The 15,987-nt window shown below is 40.6% G+C and carries 11 protein-coding genes; 6 read left to right on the top strand and 5 right to left on the bottom strand.

Annotated features, from left to right (window positions below; genetic code table 11):
* The first annotated feature begins 448 nt into the window (after positions 1-448).
* Genes RMY64_RS32125 through RMY64_RS32115 form a run of 3 tightly spaced genes read left to right on the top strand, consistent with a single transcriptional unit; the run spans position 449 to position 2,463 of the window.
* Positions 449-1,417, top strand: coding sequence for a sodium-dependent bicarbonate transport family permease (locus RMY64_RS32125; RefSeq protein WP_322675212.1), 969 nt, complete (start codon positions 449-451; stop codon positions 1,415-1,417).
* Between the two features lie 4 nt (positions 1,418-1,421).
* Entirely contained in the window at positions 1,422-1,733 is a 312-nt protein-coding gene (locus RMY64_RS32120) for a P-II family nitrogen regulator (protein ID WP_289799207.1), read from the top strand.
* A 28-nt stretch (positions 1,734-1,761) separates the two neighbouring features.
* Complete coding sequence (locus RMY64_RS32115) at positions 1,762-2,463, top strand: carbonic anhydrase (protein ID WP_322675222.1); 702 nt, start codon at positions 1,762-1,764, stop codon at positions 2,461-2,463.
* 179 nt (positions 2,464-2,642) lie between these two features.
* Here the strand turns inward: RMY64_RS32115 and RMY64_RS32110 are convergent, their stop codons facing one another.
* Positions 2,643-4,316, bottom strand: a complete 1,674-nt coding sequence (locus RMY64_RS32110; RefSeq protein ID WP_322685060.1) for a sensor histidine kinase — start codon at positions 4,314-4,316, stop codon at positions 2,643-2,645.
* A 1,099-nt stretch (positions 4,317-5,415) separates the two neighbouring features.
* On the opposite strand from RMY64_RS32110, the gene RMY64_RS32105 reads away from it, so the two are divergent.
* Positions 5,416-5,853 carry a CAAD domain-containing protein gene (locus RMY64_RS32105; RefSeq protein WP_322675214.1) on the top strand — a complete coding sequence of 146 codons (438 nt, stop codon included), beginning with the start codon at positions 5,416-5,418 and terminating at the stop codon, positions 5,851-5,853.
* Between the two features lie 206 nt (positions 5,854-6,059).
* Here RMY64_RS32105 and RMY64_RS32100 read toward each other — a convergent pair whose 3' ends face one another.
* Both RMY64_RS32100 and RMY64_RS32095 read right to left on the bottom strand, forming a co-directional pair.
* Positions 6,060-7,229, bottom strand: coding sequence for an S-layer homology domain-containing protein (locus RMY64_RS32100; protein WP_322702147.1), 1,170 nt, complete (start codon positions 7,227-7,229; stop codon positions 6,060-6,062).
* A 123-nt stretch (positions 7,230-7,352) separates the two neighbouring features.
* A complete protein-coding gene (locus RMY64_RS32095; RefSeq protein WP_322702146.1) occupies positions 7,353-8,081 on the bottom strand; it encodes a Uma2 family endonuclease in 729 nt (242 codons plus the stop codon).
* A gap of 286 nt (positions 8,082-8,367) precedes the next feature.
* On the opposite strand from RMY64_RS32095, the gene RMY64_RS32090 reads away from it, so the two are divergent.
* Entirely contained in the window at positions 8,368-9,726 is a 1,359-nt protein-coding gene (locus RMY64_RS32090; RefSeq protein ID WP_322702145.1) for a sensor histidine kinase, read from the top strand.
* Positions 9,727-10,595: 869 nt separating this feature from the next.
* Here RMY64_RS32090 and RMY64_RS32085 read toward each other — a convergent pair.
* A complete protein-coding gene (locus tag RMY64_RS32085; RefSeq protein ID WP_322702144.1) occupies positions 10,596-12,095 on the bottom strand; it encodes a glycosyl hydrolase family 57 in 1,500 nt (499 codons plus the stop codon).
* Between the two features lie 437 nt (positions 12,096-12,532).
* Here RMY64_RS32085 and RMY64_RS32080 point away from each other — a divergent pair, with 437 nt between their 5' ends.
* Positions 12,533-13,771 (top strand): ScyD/ScyE family protein, encoded by a 1,239-nt coding sequence (locus RMY64_RS32080; RefSeq protein WP_322675219.1) that lies wholly within the window; start codon positions 12,533-12,535, stop codon positions 13,769-13,771.
* Positions 13,772-14,113: 342 nt separating this feature from the next.
* Here the strand turns inward: RMY64_RS32080 and RMY64_RS32075 are convergent, their stop codons facing one another.
* Positions 14,114-14,935 (bottom strand): SDR family NAD(P)-dependent oxidoreductase, encoded by an 822-nt coding sequence (locus tag RMY64_RS32075; RefSeq protein ID WP_322702143.1) that lies wholly within the window; start codon positions 14,933-14,935, stop codon positions 14,114-14,116.
* Positions 14,936-15,987 lie beyond the last annotated feature (1,052 nt).

Below are 15,987 nucleotides of genomic sequence, written 5' to 3'. Positions count from 1 at the left end.
ATCAAAAAATACTGGGATTTTGACAACGTTTGTGTCGTAGCAATTTATGAATTGTCCCTACAATACGTTAACTTTTCTACGTGGATAAGTTAGCGACCAATTATTCCTGCGCGTTCTGTCGTAAAATCAGCGACGGGGAATCAAACATCAAAATATGATGAGCAAGCTCTAACTTGTTCTGTTGTCAACAGTAGGGGCAATTAAATTAATAAATTGCCCCAATACGTTTTTCTGGGGACATGACAATGTTTCCTAGACCGTGGTTTATTTGCTTGAAAAACGCTGTAATACCTAACTGAAAGTATAGTCACCAATAAGACTATTCACTCTTTGAGTACCCAATTGACATTAGGTAACAATACACGATACATCATCATTGAACCGTTAAATTTTTAAAGATGAAAAATTTCTTTAATTGCAAGTTTTACCAGTATAAAGAGGGGTGGATATGGATTTTAGCTTAATTGTATCCAACATTTTGAATCCGCCAATCTTGTTTTTCTTTTTAGGCATGACTGCTGTTTTTGTCAAGTCTGATTTGGAAATTCCCCCACCAGTACCCAAACTCCTTTCGTTGTATTTGCTGTTTGCAATTGGTTTTAAGGGAGGGGTAGAACTAATCAAAAGTGGACTGAATCAGGAAGTAATTCTAACACTCGTGGCAGCAATGATGATGGCTTGCCTTGTTCCAATTTACACCTTTTTTATCCTAAAAGTGAAACTGGATACTTACGATGCTGCGGCGATCGCAGCAACCTACGGTTCTATCAGTGCCGTCACTTTCATCACTGCCGGTGCTTTTCTCACAGAGCTTGGTATTCATTATGATGGTTACATGGTAGCAGCTCTTGCCCTGATGGAATCTCCGGCAATCATTGTTGGTCTGATCTTGGTGAGTATATTCACCGCCGATGAAAAGCGAGAGTTTGCTTGGTCGGAAGTTTTGCAAGAAGCATTTCTTAATAGTTCAGTTTTTCTCCTAGTCGGTAGCCTCTTAATCGGTGTCTTGACAGGAGAACGTGGTTGGCACGTATTAGAACCCTTTGCTCAAGGGTTGTTTTATGGCATTCTCACCTTCTTTTTATTGGATATGGGACTGGTGGCTGCCAGAAGAATTAAAGACTTGCAAAAAACCGGAGTTTTCCTGATTTTATTTGCCATACTAATTCCAATACTCAATGCAGCCATTGGGTTAGCGATCGCCAAATTCATCGGTATGCCTCAGGGAAATTCGCTGCTATTCGCTGTATTGTGTGCCAGCGCTTCTTACATTGCTGTGCCTGCGGCGATGCGGATGACTGTTCCCGAAGCAAATCCCAGCCTATATGTTTCTACCGCTCTAGCAGTCACATTTCCGTTCAATATTATTGTGGGAATTCCGCTATATCTCTACGGAATTAACCTATTCTGGAGGTAATAATATGCACGTAGTTAAAAAGATAGAAATTATCGCCAACTCCTTTGAGCTTGCCAAAATTTTAGATAATTTAGACAAGTCAGGTGTACATAACCATGCCGTCATTAGAAATGTTGTTGGTAAAGGATTACGAGGAACAACAGAAGATTTAGACATGACCATGCTTGATAATGTTTACATTCTCGCGTTTTGTATGCCAGAAGAACTCAAGCGTGTTGTCGAAAATATCAGACCACTCCTAAATAAATTCGGAGGTACTTGTTACGTTTCCGATGTGATGGAAATTCGCTCTGTCAGATGTATCGCGTCTCTGTAAGAGAGTTATAAATTCAATGAAACATTTCATGGAACGTCGTGACTTTTTGAAGTTAGGAATGACCGGGGCCTTTGGGATGATGCTAACTGCCAGCGATTTACTCTGGCGGGTAGAACAGGCTAAAGCTGCCGAAATCCCCTCAACTTCCCCTGAATCTCTCAGTCCCGATGCAGCATTGCAAAAGCTGATTGACGGAAATCAGCGCTTTGTCGCTCATCATCCCCAATACCCCGATCAATCTGAGCTGCGGTTGCACGAAGTTGCTCAAGCTCAACATCCATTTGCAACTATTCTTAGTTGTGCGGATTCACGAGTACCCGCAGAAATTGTTTTCGATCAAGGCATTGGGGACATTTTTGATGTTCGGATTGCCGGCAATATTGCCACACATGAAGCGATCGGCAGTATTGAATATGCAGTTGTCTTATTAAATTCTCCACTGCTGATGGTGATGGGCCATGAGCGTTGTGGCGCAGTAACCGCAGCTGTCCAAAACGAATCGTTACTCGGTGATATTAGTACTTTTGTGAAGGCAATTAAGCCAGCAGTAGAAAAAGTCAAAAGTCAGTCTGGTGATGCAGTTGAAAACGCTGTGGTGGCAAATGTGCAATATCAAATTGAACGATTGAAGCGCTCAAAGCTTTTAACTGAGCAGGTGGAGTCAGGCAAATTAAAAATTGTCGGAGGACGTTACGACTTGGATACAGGGAGGGTGAGTATCATTACTTAATTCACTGGATGAGGGAGCAGGGGAGCAGGGGAGCAGGGAAGCAGGGGAGCAGGGGAGCGGGGAGATGAGGGAGATGAGGGGACAAGGGGACAAGGGGACAAGGAGATAAACAAAACTCCTAACTCCTAACTCTTAACTCCTAACTCCTAACTCAGCACTCCTAATGCCCAATGCCCCATTCAATCCTGCACAGTCATTGGCAGACGAATAGTGAAAGTAGAGCCAATTCCTGGCTGACTTTTGACAATAATTTCACCACCCATCATCTGGCAAAAGTGGCGGCTAATTGCCAACCCCAATCCCGTACCTCCATACTTTTTCGTAGTTGAAGTATCACCTTGTGTAAAAGGTTGAAATAACTGCTGCTGTTGACGGTTAGACATACCGATACCTGTGTCGGTAACGGTGAAAATAATGCTGCCTAAAGGAGCATCCAGCCGTACTTCATCTTTTTCTCTTTTGACTGTCAGCATTATCTTACCGTTTGTAGTGAACTTACTAGCGTTACTTAGTAAGTTTAATAACACCTGCCGCATCCTGGTTTGATCGGCATACATGGTGCCAAGTTGCTCATCAAAATCCACTTCTAAAACATTGGCATTTTTTTCTATAGCTGGTTTGACTGTGAGAACAACGTTATGAATTAGCGTTGCAATCTCGAATGTCTCAGGATACAGGGTCATTTTCCCTGCTTCGATTTTTGACAAGTCGAGGATTTCGTTAATCAAGTGCAGTAGATGCTTACCAGCAGCGTTAATTGTTTCTAAGTCGGTGATAAAGTCTGGCGATAAACCAAGATCCGTAGCGTCGTCTTCTAGTAGTTGGCTTAAGCCAATGACAGCATTTAATGGTGTGCGTAATTCATGGCTGACATTGGCCAAAAATATGCTTTTTGCTTTGCTAGCAGCTTCGGCTAATTCTTTAGCTTGTTGTAGTTCTTTTGTTCGCTCAGATACGCGCTCAATCAGACGATTTAGAGATTTGGCGAGTAGGCCAATTTCATCTTCAGTGGTAACAGGCGCTCGCAAATCAAAATTATGTTTCCTGGCAACTTGTTCAGCTACTTGGGTTACAGTGATCACTGGTTCAGCGATCGCTCGACTAGTACGCCAAGCTACAATAGCTGCGATCGCTACCGAAACCAGCATACTCACGATCACGATGAATCGCTCAACTATTCTCGCCTGCTCAACGGCTTTTTGCCTTTCTTGCTCTTGTTCTTGGGCAGTTTGCAGGATGTTAGTCAAGCTTTGAGAAAGCTGGTCTAACTGCATGGCTGTTTCACCACGCATTATTGTTAATAACTGCGATCGGGCCGAAGAAATCTTCTGAGGCTGCACTTTTGGGGAGTCAATTTTCTGTAAGACAACCTCGATTTGGTCAACGTAGGCTTTTAAATTAGTCTTATAATCCAGCAATAAGGTCTGTAAAGTCGAACTTGTTGCTGCTAGTCTTTTAGGTTTAGTATCGAGAAATCCGCCAATTTTTGACTCTAGTTGCTTGGCTTTTTCAACATTCTTCAGAAAATCAGCTTTTTTGTTTTGCAGTTGTTGTGAATTTTCTAATACAGCAACTAGGTTATAACTATGTAATTGCGCTCCTACTACGGCATCTTTATAATTACTCAGTAGTTGTCCTTGTTCATAAGCTTGATTGAATTGTCTAACTTCCCTTCCTCGGTAGTAATTAGCAATCACTAACCCAGTCAGTGAGCCAAAAAAGCCAATTCCAATAGCTACAAAGTACCCATAACCAATTTTTTGATGGATACGCCAAGAACTAGCTTTGAGTTTCCCTCGTGAAGGAAATTCTATAGTTGGGAGTTCGTCTGTCGATGGCTCTTCGGCTGACACTTTTTTGCTTTTTGAACTGCTGTATATAGGGGTTGGCTTTTGAGGAAAGCATTTCTCAAACCTCCTTGCCTTCCTGCAAAAATAATCAAATTAGTTTAGATTGTCAAAATATCTTAATTAGTCATTAACATCTACATTATCTTCTTTTATCGCAAGAGCAAATCATTGCTTGCTAGATAATTAGTACCACCTTAAATTATATAAGTAAATTTTCCAACTGTTTATCTAAGTATAATTACTATAAAAATAACTTACTTTTTTTAGGATCGATGATATAGTTTCCTCCACCAAAGACCCACCTGAGAGCGTCTTCTCCTGACTACACTACTTTCCACAATATGCGGTTGATAGCAAGCAATGAGTTATTGCGATCGCCTAAGCCACTACTCTACCTTACTGCTTCCTTATAAAATTAATACAATCAGGAAAAAAAACAAAAGGTTTGATACTTATTGGAAATTGGGGATGGGAAGAAGCAGAGGTGCAAAGGGGCATTAGGAGTGCTGAGTAATGAGTAATGAGTTATGAGTGCTGAGTTATGAGTTATTCTCCCTCTGCTCCCCTGCTCCCTTACTCCCCTGCTCCCATATTCAGGCACACTTATCATAAAACAGGTTAAAAGTCTAGTCCATATGGACGGGCAAAAATTTTTATTACGTATTAATATCAATACGAATGCGTGAATTGACGAACGCGGCTTAAGATAGCTTTAATATCGGATAAAATCGGCTTCTAGGCTTATATAAATGAGAAGTAGAGTGATTTTTGGATAATCTGTACTTAGATTTAGTACGATTATGAGCAAATGACACGGAATGGGATAATCACAACCTGAGGATTCCGGTTGATTCCAAAAATAGAACTCAGGAAGTTGATTATAATACATCCTGCTGCTTTCTGAGTTCTATCCTCCTACTGACTGTCTATCTTGTAGTTGATGCAGTAGATAGTATGGGGCAACTATGGTTATAGGACACTAAAACTTTTTGTGCCTTTCACCAAATTGTACTGATTCCCAAGTACATTACCTAATCATCAACCCTTTGGTTGTAATTATCCAGATTAGAAAAACTCAACTGTCAAATTAATAGGAGTGAAAATGCCAGAACAAGAATTTACCGAAACCCAATCTAAAGAGACTACAGTGGCAGAGATCAACAGCCAAACGGGAACCATCACCAAACTCCAGCCTCCGGCACAGCCTCAAGACGAATGGGTAAAATACGGGGAGCAAATTTCTACCTTTTTAGCAACATTACCAGATTATCTGGGAAGCTTCTTTAATCAATATAAGCAACCCCTGGTAACAGTTGGTTTGATTGTAGGATCGATTGTTGCCGTTAAAGTACTCTTGGCAATATTAGATGCTTTGAATGATATCCCTTTGGTAGCACCTACTTTTGAGCTGATCGGTATTGGTTACTCTGCCTGGTTTGTTTACCGTTATTTACTCAAAGCCTCAACCAGGAAAGAGTTAACGAGTGAAATCACCACTCTTAAATCACAAGTTGTCGGCAAACAAATTCCAGAAGCTTAATATCTAATTATCGCTTCTCTATGAGACGCTACGCGTAGTATACTCCTGTGTAGAAGTACACTTAATTCCAAATGACTGAAGTCTGAACGCCGATTTTCAGCGTTCAGACTTCTCTCGAAGTTTCTTACAAAGTTTATTAACACTACGACCTGTAAAGGTCGCTTTCTCAAACCTTGGTTTAATTACGAATTACTAATTAGTAATTATTATTGAGGCGAACCTGCGGTGGGCAATTTACCCTTTGGGTTTGGTTTTGGAGTCTGTGGAAGTTCTGGAGATATTTTGGGCGATGCCTGGGTTGGGCTATCCCTACGCACTATATTCGGAGATGTAATTGCCGCCAGTTTGCCCCGTTTGACTAAAGCTTGATGAATCATCGCCGCCACTTCCGCCCGACTAGCTACTTTGTTGGGATCGAGGACTTGGGGATTTGGGTAGTTAACTACCAGACCATTGGTTGTAGCGGCAGCGATTTTACCGGCAGCATAAGATGGAATATCTTTAGCATCTTTATAGAAACTGATAATCTGATTTGGGGAAGTGGGTGCTTTCAAATTCAACCCACTGACAAGGGCAACTAAAACTTGCACTCGTGAAATATTTTGTTGTGGTTTGAAGGTTTTTTTCGGGTAGCCCTTAAGAAAACCCGCACTGATGGCTTGGTCAATTGCTGAAGTTGCCCAGAATTTTGTTGGTACATCTTGAAATGCGATCGCAGTCTTAGATGGTTCTTGGTCAAAAGCTTTTTCTAGTATGGCAGCAAATTCGGCGCGGTTTACAGGCTGATTTGGTCTAAAAGAATAATCAGGAAATCCTTTGAGAATCCCACGGGCAGAAAGAACGTCTATAAAACGCCTACCCCAAAAGTCATTAGGCACATCGTTAAATGCAATTGGCGGCGGAATGATTGATTTTGGTTTTGCCGGAGTTACTAAAGGCAACGCTGATGATTTGAGTGATGACTCAAGTTCTGTTGCAGGAGATATAGGTCTTTGTGGTTGTGGGGATTGAGTTGGGATTACCAGAATAGATGGTAACATTGCGCGGTAAGGAGTTGCGCTGTTAGTTGGGAATGAAGGTGTCTTGGGTTCAACAACAGCTTCAGGTGAAGAATAGGGCAAAACGTTGTTGGGGACTGTATAAGGTTCTACCTTGGCAGTAGGAGAGGGCAATACTTGATTTGGTTGAACGCTAGGAGATGGAGTAGAGGAAGGCAACAGCAGTCCGTTTAAGTTCCAGCTAGAATCTCTGCGGGACAATGACCAAAAAAGAATCGCTCCGATAGTGGTGAAGGCAACCAAAATGGCTATAAATTCATCAAAGCCAAGGGCAGTTTTTGGGGATGACTCCGGTTCGGAAGGAGGTCTATTTGTCATCGTGATTACCCTGGTAGCAGTAAAATTTGTGTCTAAACAAATTAAGCCACAGATGACTCTTTTACACCAGCCCTTTTTTAATTCGTAATTCGTAATTCGTAATTCGTAATTTGTAGTACGGTATTAGATTTCTGGTTCAACGCCAAGCGATCGCAATTGGGCAGCTAGGCGATCGGCTCTTTGGGATTCTTGTTCGGCTCTTTCATCGCCACTCAACAACAAATTCCCTTGTAAATCCCACCAACGCAACCAGGGTAATTCCACATTCTGACATTTTCCCTGCCATAAGCCTAATTCAACACCCAAAGCAACTATAGGATAATGTCCTCGTTCATTTGCTGGTAAAATCTGATACTGTCCTTCAATCAGATGATAAACTTCTAGGCTGGCTTTACTCGCTTCATAAATGCCGTAGAAGGCAGGACGAATCACCTGCTCATAAATCCAAAATTTACCCTTCAAAGGAGTTTTATCTCGTTCTTCACTACCGTCCCCAGAGACAAATTCTAAGACAATCAACGGGGCAATAAACTCTCGCCACATCACATAAGAACGTCGGGTTTGCCCATTGAGCAAAAACGGTACATTCGGGACATAAAACCAATCTGGTGCTTCTGCGCCTTTTTCAAGGGGATCGGTCAACCGCCAGTAAATGCCTAAGTCCTGCCCTATACAGTATTCACCTTCAGGATTTAATTGCTTGAGAATCAGTGTAATTGAGTCAGTTAGTAGAAGGCTTTGGGGATGTTCTTGCCAATTTTTCACGAACTTACCATTGGACTCAGGAAGCTGGGTATGATCGGGGAAGGGGAAAGGAGCCAGAGCATTGGGTGGATCGGTTACAGAAGTCATAACGCTACCTTTGCACTTTTGGTAAAGGTTATTTTTAAGTTTAGCTTGCGTAGGCGTAGCCCGCACTTCGGCTGCGCTCAGTGACCATCGTAGACATCGCTTTCTCAATATTCTCCACCCAGATTATAAATTGCCCGCCAATTACTTCCAGTTGCCTGAGAAAGATTTTCAGCTTGACAGACCACTAGTTTTATTAGATACCTAAACTAAAATCGGATTTTGAGGGTGGCAGAATGTAAAATATTAACTTATTCTTTACCTGTCTTTGAAAAAATCAGGGTGTCTAGTGCCAGAAGAATTTAGTTGCCAAATCTCACCGCCATTTTTGTCTGAGGGTAGCGATCGCGATCTTGGTTTAGATTCAACTCTCCAAGAACTACCAATGTATAACTTCTCGGTGGAAATCAGCCACACCGGGATGGAAGTGGCTAGTTTTTTGGACAAATACCCCTTGTTACCAGGAGTAATTTTGGTAGAACAGGGACAGTTTATTGGGATGATTTCGCGGCGGCGACTACTAGAATTTTTGATTCGTCCATTCGGACAAGAGTTATTTGTTCAGCAACCATTAGCTGTTCTCTACAGCTATGTGCGGACACCGATGTTGCTTGTTACTGATACAACATCGATTTTAACAACAATGCAACTTAGCTTAAAGCGATCGCCAGAATTATTAGCAGAACCAATTGTCGTAGAAACGGAATCTGGCGCTTATAGATTGTTAGATGTCCAAGAATTGAATATTATTTCTTGGCAAATTCGGGGAATCGACAATCTGATTCGTTATGAACGCAGTCAAGCCCAAATGATTCAAAATGATAAAATGGCAAACTTGGGGCGTTTAGTAGACGGCGTAGCCCACGAAATTTTAGATCCAGTGGGTTTTATTTGGGGGAACATAATTTATGTTTCAAACTACAGTCAAGATTTACTCAAACTCATAGCAGCTTACGACCGAGAGTTACCATCAGCTTCTCAGGCAATTAACCAGATTAAAGAAGAGATTGAGTTTGATTTTTTAGAACAAGATTTGTCGCGATCGCTTGCTAGTATTCGCACAGGAGCGGAAAGATTAAAAAAACTCGTTACTAGCTTGCAAAACTTCTGTCATATTGATGAACTTTTTCCCAAACCAGTAGATTTACACGCCTGTATAGATAGCATAATTTTATTAATTAATAGCCGTCTTCAAGGAGAAATTGAAATCGTCAAATACTACGGTCAATTACCCCCAGTGTATTGCTTTATGGGGCAATTTAACCAGGTTTTGATGAATATTTTAAGTGAAGTTGTGGATACTTTACTCAATGAAGCAGTGCGACAGCAGTTACATTTAGAAGAGACAAAGACTGTTCAAAAACCCCGAATTGAGATTACCACAGAAGTTATATCACAAGAAGCAAGCAACCCAGATGCACCCGATTCTCGCTGGGTTTTAATTCGCATTGCTGACAATGGCTCTGGAATGTCTGAAGAATTACAACAGCAAATTACGGAGTCTTTTTCTCTGGAAACAAAGAATGGTAAAAATACTGGTTTAGCAGTAAGTTATCGAATTATCACTGTGAGACATGGCGGTAAATTGAATTTTCATTCACAGATTGGTATAGGTACAAAATTTGAAATATTGTTACCTTTGGTGTAGCAATATGCTTTTAGGAAAATAACCTAAATGTAAATATTTTTATAAATATTTTATTTTATAAATATAGCGGTTATCGAATGGAAGCAATACACTTTGATCTTTCTCCAAACCTCTCTCCTAAAAGGCTACGGTATACACACAAGTCTGAAATAGCTGATTAACCAAGTTTTTACCCCACCCTAACCCTCCCCGTGGAAAGGGGAGGGAACTAGATTTCCGGTTTCCCCCCTTGGAAAGGGGGGATTAAGGGGGGTAGCCCTTTCAAGGTGACGAACAAAGATACATTGTTTCAGTGTTTCAGTCCTACCATTTTGAATCCTCCGCCGAGATTTTGGGATTTTTGAATATTGAAATTACCAATTTTCGTTTTAAATTTCACCACCTTGAAAGGGCTGGATTAAGGGGGGTTAGGTCTGTATTGGACTCAACCGAGAAGCGCTATAGGTTCTAAGCTCCTTGTTTGTCTATTTATTTGTAGGTTGTGTTCAAGGATAAAACTCAATATTTACTTTGGCATCGAAATTATAAAGAATACTTTCAGTAACTTCACCTTAACTTCATTTGTTGACAAAATTCATTAAGGAAAATGCTTAAATGCTTTCTCAAAATGCTTGATTACTTTCTCATTTCGGTAAATTTAGCAAGCAAAAAGGTATATTGCTTTCTCAAAATGCTTAAATGCTTTCTCATTTCAGTAGATTCAGCAAACAAAAAGGCATATTGCTTTCTCAAAATGCTTGATTACTTTCTCATTTCGGTATATCGCGTATTTATTTTGGTAGATTCAGCAAGCATTAAATTGTAGGGTGCGTTAAAACAGGCGTAACGCACTAATAAATGCAGTGCGTTACGGCTAGAACAGCAATTAATTAAAATGTCTTTTGCAGCAAGCTTTCGCCACGTTGATAAATTTCCCGTGCGTGATCAGTCCAAGCGCCTTGCCCCCAATAACGAAAACAACTGGTTTGCAGCAAAAGATTATGTAGGAGAACGTTACGGTATTGAGATTGTCTAGCAATCGGTTCTTCTGAGTCAGTTTGCAGTAATGGATCGATCTTTTGATGAAATAAACTGCTTAATTGATACATGGGAGACAACACATTTTCATATCCTTTTACCCAACTGATATGATTTGTCCACGAGGCTCCATCCAGATGAAAATTAGAGTTTGTTTGCTTTAATTCTTGAATGGCATTCTCTACAGCTTCCGGTTGAATATTATCTGGTGAAATTCGCTCCCAAATCTGATATTGTCCCACTGGCTGACAAGTTGGATAATCTTCAGGGTTGCATCCAGCAGCTTCGATTAATTCTAAATATTCTGTACCACACACACCAACAATACCTGATTTTCCTCTGCCATTATTTACCATATCCCACCAAGCTTGTTTAAAAGCACTAGGAAATTCATTCATCATCACGCCGCCATTTTCACCATCGCCAATTTGGCTAACTATTGATGGTATAGACACACTACCAAGTTGTTGTTTAGATAATGTTTTAGCTTCATAATAAGGCTGCATCTGAGCAACTAATTTAGTATCGGAACCTTGGGTTTTAATTAAGGCTGTGATGCTAATTGTTTCGCCTTGAGAATTACGGGCAATTAAACGATGTGGTAAATGTTTATAAGTGAGAGATTGACCAGTAAGAGTTTCTACAGAATGTTCTTGAACAAGTAACCAGCGATATCCACATTCTTTTAGCGCTTTCACAAATTCATAGAGAGCATCAGGGTGATTGGGTAGGTGCATTTCTGGGGGCGAAAATCCTTTGACTCGCGCTAGTGCTTCCCAGCCAAAAATTGCTGCAAAGTGATGTTGCCATGCAACGATATGTAATTTAATATCTGCTATGGGTGTGGAAGGAATAACTGCATGACCCCACATTGTACCCAGCCATTCTACATAAGGTTGGTAGGTGCGATCGCAAGTAATCCGTTTAAGATTATCGAGAACATCACCGCGTCCCATTTGCCGCAGTCCCCACAGAAGATTACCAGAGTAATCCAACATTACACGCGGATTGCAACCTTGATTGACAAGTTCGGGGATCAAGTCACCCATGCGGCTGTAACAATGGGCAAAGGGATCTGCATTGTGGTTATCCCCTTCATGGGGATGTTCAAACATATATTGCAGATTGCTGATGAGTGTACCGCCATTTCCAGCAGGTATAGTTGGCTGGTGCATGTGCAAAGCGATCGCAAATACAGCATTTACATTTTCCAACTTAATATTCGTGGTTGGTAAAAATACTGGTCGATCTTGGTTAACTACAGAGAGAACCTCTGTTTCCCAACCAGAAATATTCGGTAAGCCATCAATGATTTCGGGCAAAGGAGTCAGGGTTGTGGGGAAGGAAAGCATTTCTGATTGCTCCGAAACAAGGTATGTCTCATTATGCGATCGCCCAGCAATTTCTGAACTGCAACTTTATGTATTGATGCAAACTGCGATCGTCTTAATAGTCCCGCAATATCTGTGTTGTTCAACAGTTTTGATATCGCACTTGTATAAAAAACACTAAAAAATATACAGTAATTCTATTTAATTTTGTTGCTATAAGCGTACATTTGTACCTCCCTATAGCCGATTCATTATGTTGCAAATATTTTTGAAAATGGTATGATACAACTCAAAATTCAGAAATTCAGATTTCATCTGGCTTTCTGGGCTTGAATCTGTTTTCCTCTTTTAAATAAGCTCTAAAATTCACAGAAACTATAAACATTAAATATTATTTTTTATTAATATAAAATTTTCTATTCTATGCTTTACGCAAATTTAATTTTAGGAGCAGTCTAATGAAACTAAAACAATTTGGAATTACATTTTTGAGCGTTTGTATTGCTGCTTTTTCAGGAATAAAAGCAGCAGAAGCGGCATCATTTTCAGTAATTGCCGACGATCTTAATAGTCCACGGGGTCTAAGTTTTGGCCCTGACGGCAGTCTCTATGTCACAGAGGCAGGAACAGGTGGAAGTGGAGCTTGTGTTCCTTCACCGAGTGCCGCAGGCCAATCTTTATGTTATGGCACAACTGGTGCAGTCACCAAAATTAGAAATGGTACACAAGAGCGTATACTTACAGGACTTCCTTCTCTAGCATTACCAAATGGTACTGATAGTAGTGGGCCTCAAGATATCAAATTTGATGCTACTGGCAAGCCTTATATTGCAGTTGGGTATGCTTCCGATCCCACATTTCGCGCCACATTAGGTAACACTGACTTAGGAAAAATCATTACTGCTAATTTCAATACAAATTCCTGGACTAGTGTGGCTGATTTAGCTAATTATGAACTTGCAAATAATCCTGATGGAGGCGATCTAATTAGCAATCCCTTCTCTCTTCTTTTAGATGGAAATAAGATTGTTGCAGTTGATACTGGTGCTAATGAGTTACTCAGTGTCGGGACTGATGGAAGTAATTTGAAAGCGATCGCCACAATTCCCCGCCAGACATTAACTAATCCAGTTTTTCCCACTGGTGCATCGTCATCGCCATTTGAAATTCAAGCAGTACCCACAAATATCGCCAAAGGCCCAGATGGCGCTTATTATATTAGCCAATTAACTGGTTTTCCTTTTCCCGAAGGTGAAGCAAAAATCTACCGAGTTGGTGCTGATGATAAACCAACAGTTTATACTGATGGCTTTACCCAACTTACTGACTTAGATTTTGATAGTCAAGGTAATTTATATGCTTTGCAATACGCTAATCAGTCACTCTGGAAAGGTAATCTAGATGGTTCTGTAATTAAAATAGCCAAGGATGGGACTCGCACAACTATTCTTAGTGGCAATGGATTAGAGTCTCCTACTGCTTTGACTATTGGTGCTGATGATGCTATTTACGTGACAAACCGAGGCGATGGCCCTGGACTTGGACAAGTTATCAAAATTGAGAATTCCAAGTCTGTTCCTGAATCTACTTCTACTTTCAGCTTATTAGCATTTCTTGGCACTGCGAGCCTTACTTTTTTGCACAAGGGTAAAGCCAAAAAACTGAAGATTTCGGAGAAGTTTATTCAGGAGTGTTGAGTCAATACGGTTCGGATAAGATCCCACCGCCTACGGCGACCCCCTTAAAAAGCTACGGTGTACACACAAGTCAAATTACCCCCCTTAATCCCCCCTTGTAAAGGGGGGAAATAAGAAATCTAGTTCCCTCCCCAATACATACGGGGAGGGTTAGGGTGGGGTAAAACCTTGGGTTAATCAGCTATTTCAGACTTGTGTGTACACCGTAGCCTTAAAAAGGGGGTAAAGAGGAGAAAAAGCCCTGCTTTTTAAGGGGGGTTGGGGGGATCTTCGAGAGAGAAATATGTTAACCGAACTGTATTGAGTATTGAGTCTGCGATCGCCCTCGGCGTCTCCCCTTCTCTACGAGACGCTACGGGAAGGGGTAAGTTTTTCAATCAGTCGTTGTCTGCTTGGTGCTGGCGGTGTTGCTATGCGTAAAATTAGCTCTAACAACCAAGGGGCAAGGCGTTGACACAACACAGCTAAATGACTTTGCCATCCGACTAAAATTTCTGATGAATCATTCTGCATTCCGGTGACGAGTGCTTTAGCCACTTGCTGGGGAGTCATGGGGATTACCCAGCGGAATAATTTTAAGTCGCGCACCATGTCTGTGTCTGTCAGGGAAGGCAGTAATGCAATCACGCGGATATTGTGTTCGGCTAATTCTTGGCGCAAGGCTTGGGTAAATCCTAAGATGGCAAACTTGGTTGCTGAGTATGTCGCCATCGTTGGTGCTGCAACTTTCCCCATCAAGCTCGATACATTGACAATTGTCCCTTGTCTTTGACTGGCCATGCGTCGAGCAATCAAACTAGTGAGGTTGTACATCCCTAACAAGTTCACCGAAATTTCTTCTTGAACTTGGGGCATTTTAGATTGCAAAAACGAACTTTGATATGCGACTCCCGCACAATTAACTAGCAGATGAATCTGTCCGTAATTGCGCCAGAGTTGGGCAACAGCGATATTTACTTCAATTGTCTGCGTCAAATCTAAAGCCACGATCGCAGCTTCTGTACCCATAGCCTCGATTTCGTTGGCTACCTCCACTAACTTGCGGCGATCGCGTGCTACCAATATCATCCGCTTGATGCCTTGTTGCGCTAATTCGATGGCGATCGCTCGTCCAATTCCACGCGAAGCCCCTGTAATTAGGGCAACTTTACCTTTAATCTCCATTAGTTTTATTCTCCAAAATTTAAGTCTTACCAAACTCTTCGTTATTGCCGATACACACAAGCAAGAGCTACTTACTTGTCGGCACAAAGTAAGACAAATAATTAATCACAATTCAAATCAAACTGAAACTAAGCCTTTAGCAACAAGATATTTCTTGGTTAATCTGCAATCCCTCATAGTTGTCTATATGAGGCAGAAATTTCTCGTTTTGAACCCGTCAAAGCCTAACACACTTGGCTGAATGGGTATAGCTCATAGATTTTATTTCTCCTAGATCCGAGCGTTCATCAGCATCGCTGTCATACACACGTTAGCAATTAAATCAAGCTATTGCAATATTCTTTAATAAGAATTTCTTAATACTTTTTAACGACAAATATATATATACAAAAGATTTTATTAAATAAGTTTTTATGAATCCCTCAGCATAAATATCTCATTTTCCTGACAAATAGCCCTGTTTTAGGAAATTGCTATATCTAATTCATGGTTTAGAAACAAAAAAGACATATAGGATTTTGGCTGATGGTTGCAATAGTTAGAGTTTTTAACTCACAAAATTACATCAGTATATTTACTGCATATTTCCTGTTTTATTGAAAATAAAGATTGATGACCTTTATTGATTGAAAATAATCAAAAATGGCTAGATTGTTGTCTAAAATTATCTGCCAAAATTTTAGGATAAATAGTAATTTATTTAGGTTTAGCTTTGAGTTTATCAAAGTAATGCTTGAGACTTGCTTTGTCTATAACCAACTTCAATCATTCATGAATAATAAGATCCTCGACTTTTTAGAGAAGTCGGGGATCTAACTGTAAGTCAACATGATTCCTAATTGATGATTCTGCCTAAAGTCGTATTCCGTAAATTTACGTAATTAGAAATTACTACCCCACGCTTAAATCTACTTACTCGCAGCAAGGATGGATATCAATACTGCTCGGTTAAGAATATTTGTAAAACAGATACCTCGAAGTCATGTTGAGGTACTCCAAAGTCGTGTTGAGGTACTCCAAAGTCGTGTTGAGGTACTTCAAAGTCGTTTTGA

It is taken from the genome of Nostoc sp. DedQUE08 (assembly GCF_034530895.1).
Taxonomy (GTDB): domain Bacteria; phylum Cyanobacteriota; class Cyanobacteriia; order Cyanobacteriales; family Nostocaceae; genus Nostoc.
The sequence above is the reverse complement of the archived record's forward strand: the minus strand, read 5'-3'. Positions and strand labels throughout refer to the sequence as shown.